Source organism: Mesorhizobium sp. B2-4-12 (genome assembly GCF_006441575.1).
GTDB lineage: Bacteria > Pseudomonadota > Alphaproteobacteria > Rhizobiales > Rhizobiaceae > Mesorhizobium.
The window spans coordinates 52926-69664 of record NZ_VFVC01000031.1 but is presented as its reverse complement, the minus strand read 5'-3'; the positions used below and the strand labels follow the sequence as shown (position 1 = coordinate 69664).

Below are 16739 nucleotides of genomic sequence, written 5' to 3'. Positions count from 1 at the left end.
GTCGAAATAGAGTACGGGACGGTCGACGTAGACGATTTCCTCCTCCGGCGGCGGCGGCACGTCATAGGCGTAGACGGTGAAATCCTCCGGCGGCTCCAGGGCCGCCTCGAAATGCTCGAGCCGGCGGTGGGCGTCCCAGGCATGCGGGCCATGCGGGTAGCGCCGGAGATAGGACCAGTAGGCTTCCGGCGTGTCCCGCAGCCAGGTTTCGCGCCAAGTAATCGCCTCGCGCCGCGCCGCGATGATGGCGCGCACGCGCTTGGCCATCGGATCGTGTGGATAGGCGCCGACGAAATCCTCATAACCGCGCAGGGTGTCGCGATCGAGCGCCGCCACGTAGGCGTCGTGGGCATCAAAGTCGCGGATTTGCCTGGTCCGGTTGGCCTGGGATTCGGCCTCGGAAACCTTCGGCGCGGGCGCATCCGGGGCACGATCGAAGAAGACGAAGGGCGCGCTGATCTTCGAGGCGTTCCACGGCACTTCGGCCCCTTGCGTTACTTCGTTGACGCGCAGGCGCGTGCGGTCGAACACGTCGCTGAGCGGCAGGCCGCCCTCGCGCATCATCTCGGCCAGCGCCTGGGCATAGGCGCCGTACGGGCCCTTGCCTTCCGGCGCGACGGTTCCCGGCGCGGCGTTGAAGGCGATCAGCATGTTCGGGTCGGGATCGACCAGCGCGAGACCGCCGGCCAGCGGCTGGTTCATCTGCGGGAATGCATTCGGTCGCGCCGCGTCGAGCACAACGATGTTGACCTTCGTTGGCAGTCCAGCCAGCGACTTGGTGACGTCGGAGAGCCGCATCGCCTGGAGCGGGACGTCGGCTGGATTGGCGATCTGGGCATCGACCGGCAAGAAGTAGTTCTCGCCTTCGAACTGCACACCTTGGCCGGCGAGGTAGACGAAGACGACCGCGTCGGGTCCGGCGGCGGAGACCTTGCCAAGGAAGTCGCGCAGCGCGCCGCGCAGCGATTCCTGATCCACATCACGCGCGCCGACCACGTCGAAACCGGCAGCCTGCAAGGTCTGCGCGATCAGTCCGGCGTCGTTGGCGGGTGTCACCAGTGCGCCGGACGGATAGGCGGCATTGCCGATGACGAAAGCGAGGCGTTTTTGCTGTTGCGCGAGCGCGCCCGTCGCCGAGGCGGCGACGACAAGCAAGAGGACGAATGAACTGAGGAATTTCTGGAGCATCCGCATTTCAGGCCACCATGGGTAAGAGCAACCGAAGCTGTCGAGGCCCTTCCCCTCCTCCAGCGAATCTGGACTAAATGGGGGCAAAGAGGCGGCTTTGCGGCGCGATCCCGGCAGGTTGGGATCGAGCGCAGCCCAACCGGCGACTTCAAGGAAAAGTGATCGCGTTCTGTCCGCGCGGCAGCCGAACCGAGGCCCGCCTACCGGCGCTTCCTGGGCTTTTCCAGCAAGGCGACGGCCTCGACATGCGGCGACCATAGGAACTGATCGATCGGCGTCACGCTTGTCGGCGTGTAGCCGCCGTCGATAAGGATGCGCAGGTCGCGAGCCAGCGTCACCGGATTGCAGGAAACCGCGGCAACGAACGGAACATCCGACCGGGCGATCTGCTTCGACTGATCCTCGGCACCGGCCCGGGGCGGGTCGAAGACAAGACCGTCGAAGGCGTTCAACTCCTTGAACGTCAGCGGGCGCCGGAAGAGATCGCGGCGTTCGCCCGTCACCCGCTTGATGCCGGTCGCGAAGCGTGATGCCCGGTCGAGCGCCGAAAGGGCGGCCGCATCGCCTTCCACCGCGTGCACCTCCGACTTCGCGGCCAACCGCAAGGCAAAGCTGCCGCAGCCGGCGAAGAGATCGGCGACCTTCTTGGCACGCTTCAGATGTCCGCCGACGATCTCGGCCATGGTCCGTTCGGCTGCCTCGGTTGCTTGCAGGAAGGCGCCCGGCGGCAGGGCGACAGCGACACCGCCGAACATGACGACAGGCTTCCTTGGTTCGATGATGATCTCGTCATCGACGGACAATCTGGCGAAGCCTTGTGCGATGACAAAATTGGAGGCGATACGGCGCTGGTGTTCGCCGAGCTTGCCGGATTCGTATGCCGCGACATCGAGGCCCGAAGCCGTCACGGTAACCGCCATCCGGAACGATTTCGTAGTGGCGCATATCAATTCCGCCAGCGCCCTCAACTGTCCGAGCGCCGCGACGATCTCGGGCAGCGAGATCGGGCATTCCGATATGGGGATGATTTCCGGCGACAGGTGACGATTGAAGCCGAGCAGCATGCCTGTTTCGGTGCGCCGGGCGGCAAGCACAACGCGGCGGCGCGTGTGCGGCGCGCAGGCGACCAGTTCGCCTATGCCGCACTCGATGCCCTTGCCTTTCAGGGCGTGCACTACCTTCTCGCGTTTCCACTGGCGATAGGCCTCGGCCTCGAAATGCTGGAGGGCGCAGCCGCCGCATTCGGTGAAATGGCGGCAGGCGGGGTCGATGCGCAACGGCGAGGCTTCCAGCACCGCCATCAGCGAGGCGCGGTCTCTTTCACGCGCGGCGGTGACGACCTCGCCGGGCAGCGTGAACGGGATGAAGAGATCGCCGCTTTCGGTCTCGGCGATGCCGTCGCCCTGGGCGCCCAGTTTCCTGATTGTGAAGCGCGCGCTCATCGATCCTTGATCCCACCGAGCAGGAATTCGCGATTGCCGTCGCCACCTTCGATCGGCGATGGATGCAGGCCGAGCGAGTGCCAACCTGGAATGGAGTCGAGCCAATCCTGTAACAGGCCGGCGACACGGGCGGCATCGAAGGGGTCTTTCAACAGGCCGCCCTTGCCGATCGCCTCGCGACCCGCCTCGAATTGCGGCTTGACCAGAAGGATCGCGGCGGCACCGGACTTCGCAATGGCAAGCGCCGGCGGCAGCGCCAGTTTCAGCGAGATGAAACTAACGTCTGAAACAATGAAATCCGGAACACGGCCAGCAAGATCCGCGACCGTCAGGTCGCGGGCGTTCAGCCCCTCGATCACCGTCACGCGCGGATCCCCGGCGATGTCGGGATGCATCTGGCCGTGACCGACATCGATTGCCGTGACATGGGACGCGCCGCGTTCGAGCAGCACCTGGGTGAAACCGCCGGTCGCGGCGCCAATGTCGAGCGCCTCCCGGCTGGCCGGGTCGAGGTCAAAATGGTCGAGCCCGGCGATCAACTTAAGCGCCGCCCGTGAGACATAGCCCTGGGCCGGATCATCGACCGATATGACGCATTGCGGCTGAACGGCCTGGCCAGGCTTGCGGGCAATGGCGCCGTCAACCGTCACCGTGCCCCGCTCGACCGCGTCGCGGGCGCGAGAGCGGCTGGCAAACAGGCCGCGCTGGACGAGCAGGTCGTCGAGCCGCTGGCGTGTGCTGGCTGGCAAAGGCGAATTCATCGGCCTTCTCTGACGAAAGCCGGTCGCGAAGGCAAGGACATTGGGCACGACAACGAAAGAGCGGCGACCGAATCGAGCCTCGCGACTTGCGTGCACCGCGTGAGGTCCGGCAAAATGACGGTCGATGGTGATGCCGAACGGGGGGAGGAAAAATGCTGATCGGAACCTGCCACTGTGGCGCAACCCGCTGGACGCTGGAAGGCGATCCCGGCCCGGTGACAGCCTGCAACTGCACGCTTTGCCGCCGCTATGGCACGCTTTGGGCCTATGACTATGTCGACGAACGCATTCGCGTTGCGGGACCGATGGCCAGCTATACGCGGGCGGGAAAAGACACGCCGTCGCTTGAAATCCTGTTCTGCCCGACCTGCGCCTGTGTGCTTGCGTGGCGCGGCTTGCGCGCCGATGCCTCGGGCCGAACACGCATTGCCGTCAACGTCCGGCTGGCGCCGCCGGAAACTGTCGCCGAGTTGCCGATCGACCATTTCGATGGCCTCGACACTTACGAAGACCTGCCGCGTGACAGCCGTTGTGTTCGCGATATGTGGTTCTAGGCTTTGTCTTCACGCAATTCCGGATGGAAAACCGCTTCACACTTTTCCTGGAATTGCTCTAGAAAATGGTGCGCGAAACCTGGCGCTCGACGGCTGGAGACAAGCCGTCGTCCTGTTTCCCCGAAGCCTGCTCACGAGCATGCCCGGTCGCAACGGCGATTGCAGGCTCCGGCAGCACCACAAGCTGCGGCACCTGCTTGTAGGAGAAGCCGCCGCGGATATCGCCCATCTTGCCGGCGACAATGCCCAGCGCCGCTTTTTCCAGATTACGGTCATAGCGCGTCTCGGCGACGGCCGGCGCGACCACGATGCCCAGAAGGGCCGTGCCACACAGAAGCGTCTTCATTCCAACTATCTCCCTGCCTGACGTCGATCTAGCAGGGCGCCGTTGAAAAACGGCCAAGTGACACGGTAAACAAAACGCCAAACGGCAGCGTTAACAAGGCGTTACGAAATCAAGCCGGCAAACCGATTCAAGTGCTTCAGGTTTTGATTCAGGCGCGCTGGGCGCGCACCGTATGCCCGAGCGCCATGAATACGGTGCGCACGATGCCGGCGGTGTCGAGGCCGGCATCGGCATACATCTTTTCCGGTTTGGCATGGTCGGTGAACGCGTCGGGCAGCACCAGCGGGCGCACCTTCAGGCCGCTTTCCAACAGCCCTTCATGGGCGAGGAACTGCAGCACATGGCTGGCGAAACCGCCGATGGCGCCCTCCTCCACCGTCACCAGAACCTCATGCGAGCGGGCTAGCCGCCGGATCAGATCCTCATCGAGCGGCTTGGCGAAGCGGGCATCAGCAACGGTGGTGGAAAGCCCGGCCGCGCCGAGTTCCTCGGCAGCGGCAAGGCAATCCTGCAAGCGCGTGCCGAACGACAGCAGCGCCACCTTGGTGCCTTCCCTGACGATGCGGCCTTTGCCAAGTTCGAGAACCGAGCCGCGTTCCGGCATGTCGACGCCGACACCGTTGCCGCGCGGATAGCGGAAGGCGATCGGGCCATCATCGTAGCTGGAAGCGGTTCGCACCATGTGGCGCAACTCCGCTTCGTCGGCGGCCGCCATCACGACAAAGCCCGGCAGGCTTGCCAGGAAGGTGATGTCGAAAGCGCCGCAATGGGTGGCGCCATCGGCGCCGACGAAGCCGGCGCGGTCGATCGGGAAACGCACCGGTAGTTTCTGGATCGCGACGTCGTGGACCACCTGATCATAGGCGCGCTGCAGGAAGGTCGAATAGATGGCCGCGAACGGTTTGTAGCCTTCGGTTGCGAGACCGGCCGCGAAGGTCACTGCATGCTGCTCTGCGATGCCGACATCGAACGTCCTGGACGGGAACACTTCGCCGAACAGGTCAAGGCCGGTGCCGGTCGGCATAGCTGCGGTGACGGCGACGACGCGGTCATCCTCGCGCGCTTCCTGGATCAGGCTTTCGGCGAACACTTTGGTGTAGGCCGGCGCGTTGGCAGGCGCCTTGGTCTGCGCGCCGGTGATGACGTCGAACTTGTTGACGCCATGATACTTATCGGCGGCGGCTTCCGCGGGTGCGTAGCCCTTGCCCTTCTGGGTCACGACATGGATCAGCACCGGGCCTTCGCCATTGTCGCGGACGTTCTTCAGCACCGGGATCAGATGCTCGAGATTGTGACCGTCGATCGGGCCGATGTGATAGAAGCCGAGTTCCTCGAACAGCGTGCCGCCGGTGACATAGCCGCGCGCATGCTCGACCGCCCTGGTGATGGCGCGATCGACGCGCTTGCCCAGATAAGAGGTCAGCTTCTTGCCGAAATCGCGCAGGCCGACATAGGCCTTGCCCGAGGCGAGCCGCGCCAGATAGGCACTCATGGCGCCGGTCGGCGGCGCGATCGACATGTCGTTGTCGTTGAGGATGACGATAAGGCGGGCATCGAGCGCGCCGGCATTGTTCATCGCCTCATAGGCCATGCCGGCCGACATGGCGCCGTCGCCGATGACGGCGATGACGTTGTTGCGGCCACCGGCGAGGTCGCGGGCGGCGGCCATGCCGAGGCCGGCCGAGATCGATGTCGAGGAATGGGCCGCGCCGAAGGGATCGTATTCGCTTTCGGCGCGTCGGGTGAAGCCGGACAGGCCGCCTTCCTGGCGCAGGGTGCGGATGCGGTCGCGGCGGCCGGTCAGGATCTTGTGCGGGTAGGCCTGGTGGCCGACATCCCAGATCAGCCGGTCATCCGGCGTGTTGAAGACATAATGCAACGCCACGGTCAGTTCGACCACCCCAAGGCCGGCGCCGAGATGGCCGCCGGTGTGGGATACGGCATCGACGAGTTCGGCGCGAAGCTCGGACGCCAGTTGCGGCAGATCGCTCTCGTCCAGCGCGCGCAAATCCGCCGGGATGCGGACCTTGTCAAGAAGCGGCGTATGCGGCGTTGCGTTCACGGGTGCTCAGGCTTTCTGTTCATCGGCGGGATAGGCTGCCAGCCGGCGAAAGTAAATGCGTGTCGGTGACGCGGATCGGGCTGAGATCTAGCCTTCAGGCAGCGGGATGAATTCCTTGTCATCTCCTGGAACGATATCGAAGCGGCCTGTCTTCCATTCCTGCTTGGCCTGTTCGATGCGCTCCTTGGACGAGGAGACGAAATTCCACCAGATGTAGCGCTTCGAGCCAAGCGAGGCGCCGCCGAAAAGCATGAAATGCGCACCGGTTTGCGACGATACGATGATCTCGTCACCAGGCCGGAACACCAGCAGCCGCTCCGCCGGAAACACATCGCCCGAAATCGAAACCTCGCCTTCCAGCGTATAGATGGCGCGTTCTTCCGCGTCGGGCGGGATTTTCACGCTGGCGCCCCGCGCCAGGCGCAGGTCGGCGTAGAGCGTTTCGGAATCGGCCCTAACAGGGGAGCGCAGTCCCTGGAAATCACCGATGACAACGCGGCCGCTGACGCCTTCGGCATCGATCTCGGGAAGGCGCAAGACAGCCGTGTTCTCGAACACCGGCGCCACTTCCTCCTTGTCGTCTGGCAAGGCAAGCCATGTCTGCAGGCCCGAAATCGACATTGGCGCGCCGCGCAATTCCTCTGGCGTGCGCTCGGAATGCACGATGCCGCGGCCGGCGGTCATCAGGTTCACGTCGCCGGGCTGGATGACCATTTCGGTGCCCAGCGAATCGCGATGCCGGATCTTGCCGTCAAACAGATAGGTGACCGTCGACAGGCCGATATGGGGATGGGGACGGACATCGAGCGCCTGGCCCGCGCGCAGGATCGCCGGCCCCATGCGGTCGAAGAAGATGAATGGGCCGACCAGACGCCTCTTGGCGGTTGGCAAGGCTCGGCGCACCTCGAAGCCGCCAATGTCCTTGACGTTCGGGATGACCATCAGTTCGATCTGATCGCTGGCAAAGGCATCGCCGGCTTCAGGGTCCTTCCCCGGGAAGAAGCTCATGAACTCTCCTTGTCAGCGGTCCAGACCGCCTTGGCCGCATCAGGCAAAACGGAGCGCCGCCTTTGCCCGAAGTTTGGCCGCCACCTCTTCGCGGTTGCGCGGATGCTGGTTTGTTTCGAGAGAATCGAGCAGTTCCCGCGCCGATGCCGCGATGGCCTCCACCGCATGGTCGAACGCATGCTGGTTCTGCTTCGAAGGCCGCGTCGTCCCGCTCAGCTTGCGGACAAACTGAAGTGCCGCGTCGCGAACTTCATCGTTGGTTGCCGGCGGGTCAAAATTGAACAGGGTCTTGATGTTTCTGCACATCGCTTCCGTTTCTCCTCTTGTCCTGGAGCCGTTCCAATCGGGACGAGCTTGATCCTCAATCATGATCGTGTCCAAAAACCGGCGAGGCAAGACCGTCATCGCGACCGTGCCTCAGTCCGCGTCGAGCGGCTCCGTTCCGACCGGCTTTCCATCGCGCGACAGCCTGATCTTCTCGACCTTGTCCTCCGCAGCCTTCAGCAACCGGTCGCAATGCGCCTTCAGGGCCTCACCGCGTTCATAGATCCGGATTGACTGATCGAGCGGCACGTCGCCACGCTCCAGGTCATCGACGATCTTCTCCAGCGCATCGAGTGCCTGTTCGAAGCTCATCGCCTTGACGTCTTCGTTGGTCTCACCAGCCATCATTCATCCTTTCATCAGCCGCGCGACATGGGCCGCGACCGAAAATGCCAATCCCTGCAGATCGTAGCCGCCCTCAAGCAGGCTGACGAGCCGGTTGTCGCCGTGACGCGCGGCGCGTTGCATCAGTTGGCCCGTCGCCCAGTCGAAATCATCCTCGGTCAGATTGATCTCGGCCAGCGGATCGCGGTGGTGCGCGTCGAAGCCGGCCGAAATGATGATCAGATCGGGTGCGAATTTGTCGAGCGCCGGCAGTATCCGCGACAGGAAGGCATCGCGAAACACCTCGCTGCCGGTCTGCGGCGCCAGAGGCGCGTTGACGATGTTGCCGGCCCCGGTTTCGTTCTTCGCACCGGTGCCGGGATAGAGCGGCATCTGATGCGTCGAGCAATAGAGCACCGACGGATCGTCCCAGAAAATATCCTGCGTGCCGTTGCCGTGATGCACGTCCCAGTCGACGACGGCGACGCGCTCGGCGCCATGCTTCTTCTGCGCATAGCGCGCCGCGATCGCCGCCGTATTGAAGAAGCAAAAGCCCATGGCGGTGGTTTTCTCGGCATGGTGGCCGGGCGGCCGCGCGGCGACGAAGGCATTGTCGGCCCGGCCAGTGAAGACGTCGTCGACGGCCGCGTTGGCGGCACCGATCGCGGTGATCACCGCCTGCCAGCTCTTCGGGCTGGCGGTGGTGTCGGCATCGACGCGGGCGATGCCCTCTTCGGGGATGGCGGCGCGCACACGCGCGACGAAATCGGCCGGATGCGCGTAGAGAATAGTGGCTTCATCTCCTTCCGGCGCCTTGACGCGATCAAGCGCGGCAAAGGCTTCGCCGTCGAGCACGCGCTCGATAGCGCGCAAGCGGTCCGGCCGTTCGGGGTGGCCGGGCGGCGTGATGTGTTCAAGGAAGATAGGGTGCGTGTAGAGACGGGTGGCCATCGTCCCTATCTAGTGCCCCGACACGGCAATGGCTATGCGTTGCGGCTTGATCGCTGGGGAAAATCACGTCTGCGTCCATTCGCGTCGCTGCGGGGATTGGCGCGGCCGGGGCTTCGGCGTAAGGTCGCCACCACTGCCTGGTGCCCGCCGGCCTGTTTGTTCTCAGTCGCATTATGCGACGCCAAGTGAAATCCACTTGGCTGCAAATGCTCTGGCGGGAGAATCGGGAACACGGTTGAATTCCGTGGCGTGCCCAACGCTGTAAGGGGGACCGCGCCGGTAAATGCCACTGTCGATGACGGGAAGGCACCGGACGCGGGTTGATCCCGAGCCAGAAGACCGGCCTGGCAGGCATCGTCACCCGCATGGTCAGGCGGGCGGCATTGATTTGAAGTCGCAAGGGGACAAGCGATGCTGGAAGCCATGACCGCTCCTGTGGGCGATGGATTTGACCAGATGGCGCGCGACGCCGTCTACCGAGCCATGTTCACCAGGCGCGATGTTCGCAGCCATTTTACTCCCGAGACCATCGACGACGAGGTGCTGGCTCGGCTGCTGCTTGCAGCCCATCACGCGCCATCGGTCGGGTTCATGCAGCCGTGGAACTTCATCGTCATTCGCGGTGCCGGGCGCCGGGAGAAGGTACGTGACCTGTTCCTGGCCGCGCGTGAACAGGAACTGCCAGCAATCGAGGAAGAGCGACAAGCGCTCTACCGCAAGCTCAAGCTGGAAGGCATCTGCGAAAGCGCGCTCAACATCTGCATCACCTGCGACCGCCAGCGCTCGAAAGGTTCGCCGCTGGGGCGCTGGCACAATCCGGAGATGGATCTCTACAGCACGGTCTGCGCCGTGCAGAATTTCTGGCTGGCGGCACGGGCCGAAGGCATCGGCGTCGGCTGGGTCAGCATCATCGAGCCTGAGGCGCTGAAGCGGCTGTTGGCCATTCCCGAGCACGTGACGCCGGTCGCCTACCTCTGCGTCGGCCGTGTTTCCGAGTTCGCGCCCAAGCCGGACCTCGAGACACATGGCTGGGGCCGGCGATTGCCGCTGCCCGAATTGATCATGAGCGAGACGTTTTGCGGCCAGGGCGAGGCGCCGCTCAAATCAGCGGTGTCGCGCCTCTATACCGTCGCCGGCACGCCCGCCAGCCCGGCCGATCAGCGTGTCGCGCCGGCCGTGTCCCAGCGCGAACCACCGAAGGAGGAGAGCGCCTTGTCCTTGAGGTTCCTGAACTTCGACGATGCCTCGGCCAGCCGAGCGTCCCAGGCTGGATCAGGCAGCTGGCCGGCAATGGTCTTGAAATAGACCTGCATCAGGCAGGCGATGGCGAAGGGCTCGATGAAGGTTGCCTTGAAGGCCCAGGCAAAGACGATGGCGAGCACGAAGGCCCAGCCGGCAAGCTGCCCGGGCATGAGGAAAAGAATGGCGCCGGCCGGGGCCAGCATCAGCAGGAAGATGACAAACGACACGCCCCACATGATGATCGCCAGCCAGACGGCGTTCTTGACCATGATCTTGCCGTTCTGGGCGTAGAGCACCACGCCTTGGCGTGCGGTTTCGAACGGCGAGGACGAGTTGATGCGGATATTGTAGCCGAGGATGATCTCGTCGACATAGGTGAGCGACAGGCGGATTACCGTGTTGATGAAAGACACAAGGCCGCTCAGGCCTGGAATGGGCAGGAAAGCGGCTACGCCGCCAAGCAGGCCGGTAATGGCGCGGATAGCGCCCTTGACCAGCTGGTCGACGACGAAAAGGACGTTAGCCTCGGCGAAACGCTCGGTCACGACCTCCTTTGCGTACACGATCTGGTTCTTACCGTCGGGAACGTCACGGCCGTCGATCAGATGGACCATGACGGCGATATGGCCGGCCTTGACGACGTAGAGAATGTATTCGCGGATCCAGTAGACGGCGATCGAGACGGCGCCAAAGCCGACGACGCCGCCCCATAGGGCAAAGGACAACGGCCCGTCGGGATCGGTGGAGATATGGCCGACGCCATAGCCGACGGAGGCGCCCGTGCCAGTCGCCAGGATATAGGCCAGAGTGATGCCGAAATAGACGATCATGCGAAAAACAATGAAAGGCCAGGTCCGCATCATGATGGACACCGACCTGCCGATATCGAAATCCCACATGCCCCGAATCTCCCCTCAGAGAGGGCTGGGAGGATGCGCTCACCCCGAAGATTGTCAACCGGGGGGCGACGAGAAGAAGCGAGCAGCCGCTCGTTCGCAAACGTTCGGAATTGGCCGAGGCTTCCGCGACGTCGTCATCCACGGGCGGAGCGACGCGAAGCGGAGCGCAGACCCGAGGATCCATGCCGTAATCTTGATCGAAGATCACAGCGGAGCAGAATTCTGGACCGTGGCAACGCGTCGAAGTCGCGGCATGGATCCTATGGTCTGAGCCGCGTCGCTTCGCTCCTTGCTTCGCCATAGGATGACGAGGCAAGCGGACGCTTCAGTCAATCGCCAACGCAGGCGACCTGCCAGCAGGACCTTTCCGCCGCGTCGATCCCTCGGTGGACTACAGAATCTCGGTCTTGGCGATATGGATGCCAAAACCCTCCAAACCAACATAATGGCGCTCGCGCGAGGCGATCAGGTTGATCGAGGAAATGCCGAGATCCTTCAGGATCTGCGCACCGAGGCCGATTTCGCGCCATTCGTTTTCGCGCCGGCGCGCCTCTTCGTGATCCTCGCGGTCACCTGATGCAGGGCGCTTGCGCTCCTGATGGGCGACACCGACCGAGCCTTCGCGCAGATAGACGATGACACCGCGCTTACGCTCGCCCATCGCCTTCATGATGCCGTCGAGCCGATGGCTGGTGCCGAAGACGTCGGTCACCACGTCTTCGGAATGCAGCCTGACCGGAACGTCCTCGCCGTCGCGGATATCGCCGAAGACCACCGCGACATGATGCATCGTGTCCCAGGGCAACGTATAGGTGAAGACCTGCGCCTTGCCGCCGAGCGTGTCGATCTCCGAGCAAGCCACGCGTTCGACCAGCGTTTCCTTGCGTTGCCGGTAGGCGATGAGATCGGCGACCGAAACCTGCTGGAGGCCATGCTCCTCGGCGAAGGCCGCGACCTGTGGGCCGCGCTTGACGGTGCCGTCGTCATTGACCAGTTCCGAAATGACACCGATCGGCGGCAGGCCGGCGAGTTTGCACAGATCGACCGCCGCCTCGGTATGGCCCGAACGCATCAGCACGCCGCCTTCGCGCGCGATCAGCGGGAAGATGTGGCCGGGACGGACGAAGTCGGAGGCGCCGACATTGCCGTTGGCGAGATTGCGCACGGTCAGCGTGCGGTCGTCGGCCGAAATGCCTGTTGTCGTGCCGTGCTTGAAATCGACGCTGACGGTGAAGGCGGTGGTGTGGGCTGAATCGTTGTCGGCCACCATCGGCGCAAGGTTAAGCCGCTTGGCTTCCTCGCGCGGCATCGGCGTGCAGACAATGCCCGACGTGTTGCGCACGATGAAGGCCATTTTCTCGGGCGTGCAGTGGACGGCGGCAACAATCAGGTCGCCCTCGTTCTCGCGCCCGTCATCGTCCATGACGACGACGATCTCGCCGCGTTCAAAGGCACGGATGGCTTCGACGATCTTCTTCTGGTCGTAAGGCATGGAGCGCTCGCTTCGTTCGCAGGGCAGTAGGGAATAGGGCAGTAAGGCAGTAGGGAAAAGGAAAATATGTTGGGCAGGCAGGCTGCCTACTGCCTACTGCTACTGTCTATTCCCTGCCCTGTCTGTCCTCGATGGCGCAGATAATGATCGGCTATGGCGCAGGCAACCATGGCCTCGCCGATCGGCACGGCGCGAATACCGACGCAGGGATCGTGCCGGCCCTTGGTCATCACCTCGACGTCGTTGCCGTCTTTGTCGATAGACTTTCGCGGCGTTAGGATCGACGAGGTCGGCTTGACGGCGAAGCGGGCGACGATCGCCTGGCCGGTAGAGATGCCGCCGAGGATACCACCGGCATTGTTGGACAGGAAGACCGGCTTGCCATCGTTGCCCATGCGCATCTCGTCGGCATTCTGTTCACCGGTGATGCGCGCGGCCTCGAAGCCGTTGCCGATCTCGACGCCCTTGACGGCGTTGATCGACATCAGCCCGGAGGCAATGTCCTGGTCGAGCTTGGCGTAGATCGGCGCGCCGAGCCCTGGGGGGACGTCATCGGCGACGATCTCGATCACCGCGCCGACCGAGGAACCCGATTTGCGGATGCCGTCGAGATACTGCGTGAAAATGGGAATAGAGGCTGGATCGGGGGTGAAGAACGGATTTTCCGGGTCGCCAATAAAATTCCAGTTCCAGTTGGCGCGATCGATCGACTTTTCGCCCATCGACACCAGCGCGCCGCGCACCACCATGCCCGGCACCACCTTACGCGCGAGCGCGCCGGCCGCCACGCGCGCCGCGGTCTCGCGGGCCGAGGAACGGCCGCCGCCGCGATAGTCGCGTATGCCGTATTTGACGTCATAGGTGTAGTCGGCATGGCCCGGCCGGTATTGGCGGGCAATCTCGCCATAGTCCTTCGAGCGCTGGTCGACATTTTCGATCAGCATCGAAACCGGCGTGCCGGTGGTGATCATCGTCTCGCCGTCCTCGTCGAGCACGAAACCGGACAGCACCTTCACTTCGTCGGGCTCACGGCGCTGGGTGACGAAACGCGACTGGCCGGGCCGGCGCTTGTCGAGTTCGGCCTGGATTTCGTGGCGCGTGAAGCGGATACCCGGCGGACAGCCATCCACCACGCAGCCGAGCGCTGCGCCATGGCTTTCGCCCCAGGTGGTGACGCGGAAAAGATGGCCGAACGTATTGTGAGACATGGAAAAGTGCCCTGCCCGGCATCGAAGCCGACTGAAGTCTGCCTTCTATTGGCGTTTTCCACAGGGGTCAAACTGTGATCTGGCGGATTTAGTTTTGACACATTCGGTTGGTTTCTGCTCTGCTCCATTCGCCGTTGAGGATCCGCCGCCACCGTGCCGGCGCAATGACCAAAGAGGACGATGATGCGTACCCTGATTGGCGCTGTTGCCGCCATACTGCTGCTTTCCACCGCCGCTTTCGCCGGGCAGACCGAAGGCCTGATCAAGAAGATCGACAAGGACGCGCTGACCCTGACGCTGGATGACGGCAAATCCTACAAGCTGAACGCCGAGACCGATCTCGACTCGCTGAAGCCGGGCATGGACGTCGTCATTGCCTATGACGTGACCAATGGCGAAAACGTCGTCACCGACATGGAATTGCCGGACACCGAATAGGAGCCTCCGGCTTCGCACGGCCAGATCCATTTCGACAGGCTCGGAATCGAGCTCCCGGATGGACCGGACGAGAGTTAGCACTTGCTAATGCAACTCGTTGGTAGCAGTCTCAGCTCACGGATCCAGCCATCGGCTGGATCCGCGGCGGGAGCAGGACAATGTGCAGCGACTGCGAGGGCGAAGGGATCCGCCGGAGGGATTTCCTCAAGGTCGGCGCGGGGCTCGTCGCGACCGGTTTTGGCGGAGCGGTCTGGCCGGCGCGCGCGGCCGAGGGCACTGCGACGCCTCTGCCTCCCGATGAAGCGTTGGCCGCGTTGAAGTCCGGCAACGAACGCTATGTCAGCCATCCGGAACTCTGTTCGATTGACCTTGCCGCGCAGCGGAATGCTGTCGCTACACACCAGGCGCCTTGGGCCACGGTCATCAGTTGCGCCGACAGTCGCGTTCCGCCGGAGCTGATTTTCGGCGGCCACGGCGTTGGAGAACTGTTCGTCGCCCGGAATGCTGGCAACCTCGTCGACACCGCGACGCTCGGAACGGTCGAATATGGCGCGGAGGTACTCGGTTCGCCGTTGATCGTCGTCCTCGCGCACACAAGCTGCGGTGCGGTCAAGGCGGCTTGCGACGTGGTCACCAAGAACGCCACTTATCCGGGCGCGATCGGTCCGATGATCGAGCCGATCTTGCCGGCGGCAATCGCGGTGCGGAGCGAGGCGGGCGATTTTGTCGACAACACGGCTAAGGAGAGCGCAAGGCGGACCGCGAGGCGCCTTGCCGTTTCAAGCAAGCTCTTGGCCGGTCTCACCGGGACCGGGAAGCTGAAGATCGTCGCGGCGATCTACGATCTTGAAACGGGTGTGGTGACCTACCTCGAATGATACGTTCATCCGGGCGACCGCGCTCAACCTCGGATGAATAACCATCATAGCCAGGACAGCTACAGCCACTCCAGGCATTCACCCTGCAGCCGGAGCACGCGATCGTGCGGTATCTCCAGGTTCGCGGCCTCGTCCTCGGGCATCTCAAGCACGAAGCGAAACAAGGTCCGCATGACGCCGCCATGCGTCACGCAGATCGTGTTGTGGTCGAGCGCGTCGAATCGGGGCTTCACCCGTTCAAGCAGCATCTGGTAGCTCTCGGCACCTTCGCCGGGCGGCTGGAAGTTCCATTTATCCAAAGCGCGAGTCTTCTTCGCACGGGGATAGCGTGTCTCGAGCTCGGCAAAGGTGAACCCCTGCCAATCGCCGAAATTGACTTCAACGAGATCGGGATCGGTTCGATAGGCGAGCGGATCGAGCTTCATCGCGACGCGGATGCGCTCCATCGTTTCGCGCGTCCGCCTCATCGGGCTGGCGATGAAATCGAAATCCTCCGGCTTGTGGACGAGGCCGGCCAACCGATTCCCGTTTCCGGTGGCCTGTTGGCGGCCGAGCTCATTGAGATCGGTGTCGGCCTGACCCTGAAGCCGGGCCTCGGCATTCCACGCGGTCTGGCCGTGGCGCACGATGTAAACCAGCGGGTACATCAGGTCTTCCGGAGGTGAGGCCTGGGCCTAGGCGGAGGATTGGCGGGAAAGCTATTCCTTGACCGTCGAAATATCAGGCGCGTCGACCGCCTTCATGCCGACCACGTGATAGCCGGAATCGACGTGATGCACTTCGCCGGTCACGCCACGCGACAGGTCGGACAGGAAATAGACGCCGGAATCGCCGACCTCTTCCTGCGTGACCGTCTGCTTCAGTGGTGAATTGTATTCGTTCCACTTCAGGATGTAGCGGAAGTCGCCGATGCCGGATGCGGCCAGCGTCTTGATCGGGCCGGCCGAGATTGCGTTGACGCGGATCTTCTTGGCGCCGAGATCGACGGCAAGGTAACGCACGCTGGCCTCGAGCGCGGCCTTGGCAACACCCATGACATTGTAGTGCGGCATCACCTTCTCGGCGCCATAATAGGTGAGCGTCAGCAGTGAACCGCCCTCGGTCATCAGCGCCTCGGCGCGCTTGGCGATGGTGGTGAAGGAAAACACCGAAATGTCCATGGTGCGCAGGAAGTTGTCGCGCGTCGTCTCGACATAGCGGCCGGTCAGTTCGTCCTTGTCGGAAAATGCGATCGCATGGACGAGGAAGTCGAGCTTGCCCCAATGCTTGGCGACATTGGCGAAGACCTCGTCGAGGCTCGCCGGATCGGTGACATCGCAATGGCCGGCGACATAGGCGCCCAGTTCCGCCGCCAACGGTTCGACACGCTTTTTGAACGCCTCGCCCTGATAGGTCAGCGCGATCTCGGCGCCATGGTCGGCGCATGCCTTGGCGATGCCGAAAGCGATCGACCTGTTGTTCGCGACGCCCAGAATCAGGCCGCGCTTGCCGGCCATCAGGCCCTGTCCACCCGCCATGTGCGTGCTCTCCGCAAGAGTATCTGCTTTGTGGAGAGCCCTATCGCACAGGCACAGGGCCCCTTCAAGCGCTCAAACAGGACAGTTCGGGGGACAAAAGTCGCG

At 63.4% G+C, this 16739-nt stretch carries 17 protein-coding genes, 1 pseudogene and 1 riboswitch; of the genes and pseudogenes, 4 read left to right on the top strand and 14 right to left on the bottom strand.

The features are described 5' to 3' along the window. From FJ934_RS18665 to FJ934_RS18655, 3 genes are all read right to left on the bottom strand, one after another. A partial coding sequence (locus tag FJ934_RS18665; protein ID WP_181165673.1) for a caspase domain-containing protein occupies positions 1 to 1194 on the bottom strand: 1194 nt, incomplete at its 3' end. Positions 1195 to 1388: 194 nt separating this feature from the next. Continuing rightward, entirely contained in the window at positions 1389 to 2630 is a 1242-nt protein-coding gene (locus tag FJ934_RS18660; RefSeq protein ID WP_140611122.1) for a class I SAM-dependent RNA methyltransferase, read from the bottom strand. Beyond that, a complete protein-coding gene (locus FJ934_RS18655; RefSeq protein WP_140611120.1) occupies positions 2627 to 3391 on the bottom strand; it encodes a TlyA family RNA methyltransferase in 765 nt (254 codons plus the stop codon). The genes FJ934_RS18660 and FJ934_RS18655 overlap by 4 nt, the downstream gene beginning before the upstream one ends. Before the next feature lie 152 nt (positions 3392 to 3543). Between FJ934_RS18655 and FJ934_RS18650 the strand changes: the two genes are divergently transcribed. Further along, positions 3544 to 3945, top strand: coding sequence for a GFA family protein (locus FJ934_RS18650; RefSeq protein WP_140611118.1), 402 nt, complete (start codon positions 3544 to 3546; stop codon positions 3943 to 3945). Positions 3946 to 4003: 58 nt separating this feature from the next. Here the strand turns inward: FJ934_RS18650 and FJ934_RS18645 are convergent, their stop codons facing one another. From FJ934_RS18645 to FJ934_RS18620, 6 genes are all read right to left on the bottom strand, one after another. Further along, the gene (locus FJ934_RS18645) at positions 4004 to 4291 is read right to left on the bottom strand and encodes a hypothetical protein (RefSeq protein ID WP_140611116.1); all 288 of its coding nucleotides are present in this window, start codon (positions 4289 to 4291) and stop codon (positions 4004 to 4006) included. Positions 4292 to 4439: 148 nt separating this feature from the next. Then, positions 4440 to 6353: a 1-deoxy-D-xylulose-5-phosphate synthase gene (dxs, locus tag FJ934_RS18640; protein WP_140611114.1), complete on the bottom strand. Its 1914-nt coding sequence runs from the start codon at positions 6351 to 6353 to the stop codon at positions 4440 to 4442. 87 nt (positions 6354 to 6440) lie between these two features. Beyond that, on the bottom strand, positions 6441 to 7361 hold the full coding sequence (locus FJ934_RS18635) for a pirin family protein (RefSeq protein WP_140611112.1): 921 nt from the start codon (positions 7359 to 7361) through the stop codon (positions 6441 to 6443). A gap of 39 nt (positions 7362 to 7400) precedes the next feature. Then, the gene (locus tag FJ934_RS18630; RefSeq protein ID WP_140611136.1) at positions 7401 to 7667 is read right to left on the bottom strand and encodes a DUF2277 domain-containing protein; all 267 of its coding nucleotides are present in this window, start codon (positions 7665 to 7667) and stop codon (positions 7401 to 7403) included. 111 nt (positions 7668 to 7778) lie between these two features. Further along, positions 7779 to 8030 (bottom strand): exodeoxyribonuclease VII small subunit, encoded by a 252-nt coding sequence (locus FJ934_RS18625; RefSeq protein WP_013532792.1) that lies wholly within the window; start codon positions 8028 to 8030, stop codon positions 7779 to 7781. Between the two features lie 3 nt (positions 8031 to 8033). Continuing rightward, positions 8034 to 8960, bottom strand: coding sequence for a histone deacetylase family protein (locus FJ934_RS18620; RefSeq protein WP_140611110.1), 927 nt, complete (start codon positions 8958 to 8960; stop codon positions 8034 to 8036). Between the two features lie 180 nt (positions 8961 to 9140). Continuing rightward, a riboswitch (cobalamin riboswitch) is annotated at positions 9141 to 9323 on the top strand. A gap of 48 nt (positions 9324 to 9371) precedes the next feature. Between FJ934_RS18620 and bluB the strand changes: the two are divergent. After that, positions 9372 to 9953: pseudogene (bluB, locus tag FJ934_RS28470) on the top strand (5,6-dimethylbenzimidazole synthase); the annotation flags it as partial. A gap of 164 nt (positions 9954 to 10117) precedes the next feature. Here bluB and FJ934_RS18610 read toward each other — a convergent pair. From FJ934_RS18610 to aroC, 3 genes are all read right to left on the bottom strand, one after another. Further along, positions 10118 to 11101 (bottom strand): hypothetical protein, encoded by a 984-nt coding sequence (locus FJ934_RS18610; protein WP_246671559.1) that lies wholly within the window; start codon positions 11099 to 11101, stop codon positions 10118 to 10120. Between the two features lie 391 nt (positions 11102 to 11492). Next, a complete protein-coding gene (ribB, locus tag FJ934_RS18605) occupies positions 11493 to 12593 on the bottom strand; it encodes a 3,4-dihydroxy-2-butanone-4-phosphate synthase (protein ID WP_140611106.1) in 1101 nt (366 codons plus the stop codon). Between the two features lie 86 nt (positions 12594 to 12679). Next, positions 12680 to 13801, bottom strand: coding sequence for a chorismate synthase (gene aroC, locus FJ934_RS18600; RefSeq protein WP_140611104.1), 1122 nt, complete (start codon positions 13799 to 13801; stop codon positions 12680 to 12682). A 183-nt stretch (positions 13802 to 13984) separates the two neighbouring features. On the opposite strand from aroC, the gene FJ934_RS18595 reads away from it, so the two are divergent. Beyond that, positions 13985 to 14239, top strand: a complete 255-nt coding sequence (locus FJ934_RS18595; RefSeq protein ID WP_140611134.1) for a DUF1344 domain-containing protein — start codon at positions 13985 to 13987, stop codon at positions 14237 to 14239. Positions 14240 to 14397: 158 nt separating this feature from the next. After that, on the top strand, positions 14398 to 15117 hold the full coding sequence (locus FJ934_RS18590; RefSeq protein WP_140611102.1) for a carbonic anhydrase: 720 nt from the start codon (positions 14398 to 14400) through the stop codon (positions 15115 to 15117). Positions 15118 to 15176: 59 nt separating this feature from the next. Here FJ934_RS18590 and FJ934_RS18585 read toward each other — a convergent pair whose 3' ends face one another. Both FJ934_RS18585 and fabI read right to left on the bottom strand, forming a co-directional pair. Next, complete coding sequence (locus FJ934_RS18585) at positions 15177 to 15764, bottom strand: histidine phosphatase family protein (protein WP_140611100.1); 588 nt, start codon at positions 15762 to 15764, stop codon at positions 15177 to 15179. Positions 15765 to 15815: 51 nt separating this feature from the next. Continuing rightward, the gene (gene fabI, locus FJ934_RS18580; protein ID WP_140611098.1) at positions 15816 to 16634 is read right to left on the bottom strand and encodes an enoyl-ACP reductase FabI; all 819 of its coding nucleotides are present in this window, start codon (positions 16632 to 16634) and stop codon (positions 15816 to 15818) included. Positions 16635 to 16739: the final 105 nt, after the last annotated feature.

Excerpts from the sequence above, each read along its gene's own strand:
- FJ934_RS18660 (WP_140611122.1), bottom strand. The coding sequence starts at position 2,630 with ATGAGCGCGCGCTTCACAATCAGGAAACTGGGCGCCCAGGGCGACGGC.
- FJ934_RS18655 (WP_140611120.1), bottom strand. The coding sequence starts at position 3,391 with ATGAATTCGCCTTTGCCAGCCAGCACACGCCAGCGGCTCGACGACCTG.
- FJ934_RS18650 (WP_140611118.1), top strand. The coding sequence starts at position 3,544 with ATGCTGATCGGAACCTGCCACTGTGGCGCAACCCGCTGGACGCTGGAA.
- FJ934_RS18645 (WP_140611116.1), bottom strand. The coding sequence starts at position 4,291 with ATGAAGACGCTTCTGTGTGGCACGGCCCTTCTGGGCATCGTGGTCGCG.
- FJ934_RS18635 (WP_140611112.1), bottom strand. The coding sequence starts at position 7,361 with ATGAGCTTCTTCCCGGGGAAGGACCCTGAAGCCGGCGATGCCTTTGCC.
- FJ934_RS18630 (WP_140611136.1), bottom strand. The coding sequence starts at position 7,667 with ATGTGCAGAAACATCAAGACCCTGTTCAATTTTGACCCGCCGGCAACC.
- FJ934_RS18625 (WP_013532792.1), bottom strand. The coding sequence starts at position 8,030 with ATGGCTGGTGAGACCAACGAAGACGTCAAGGCGATGAGCTTCGAACAG.
- FJ934_RS18620 (WP_140611110.1), bottom strand. The coding sequence starts at position 8,960 with ATGGCCACCCGTCTCTACACGCACCCTATCTTCCTTGAACACATCACG.
- FJ934_RS18610 (WP_246671559.1), bottom strand. The coding sequence starts at position 11,101 with ATGTGGGATTTCGATATCGGCAGGTCGGTGTCCATCATGATGCGGACC.
- ribB (WP_140611106.1), bottom strand. The coding sequence starts at position 12,593 with ATGCCTTACGACCAGAAGAAGATCGTCGAAGCCATCCGTGCCTTTGAA.
- aroC (WP_140611104.1), bottom strand. The coding sequence starts at position 13,801 with ATGTCTCACAATACGTTCGGCCATCTTTTCCGCGTCACCACCTGGGGC.
- FJ934_RS18595 (WP_140611134.1), top strand. The coding sequence starts at position 13,985 with ATGCGTACCCTGATTGGCGCTGTTGCCGCCATACTGCTGCTTTCCACC.
- FJ934_RS18590 (WP_140611102.1), top strand. The coding sequence starts at position 14,398 with ATGTGCAGCGACTGCGAGGGCGAAGGGATCCGCCGGAGGGATTTCCTC.
- FJ934_RS18585 (WP_140611100.1), bottom strand. The coding sequence starts at position 15,764 with ATGTACCCGCTGGTTTACATCGTGCGCCACGGCCAGACCGCGTGGAAT.
- fabI (WP_140611098.1), bottom strand. The coding sequence starts at position 16,634 with ATGGCGGGTGGACAGGGCCTGATGGCCGGCAAGCGCGGCCTGATTCTG.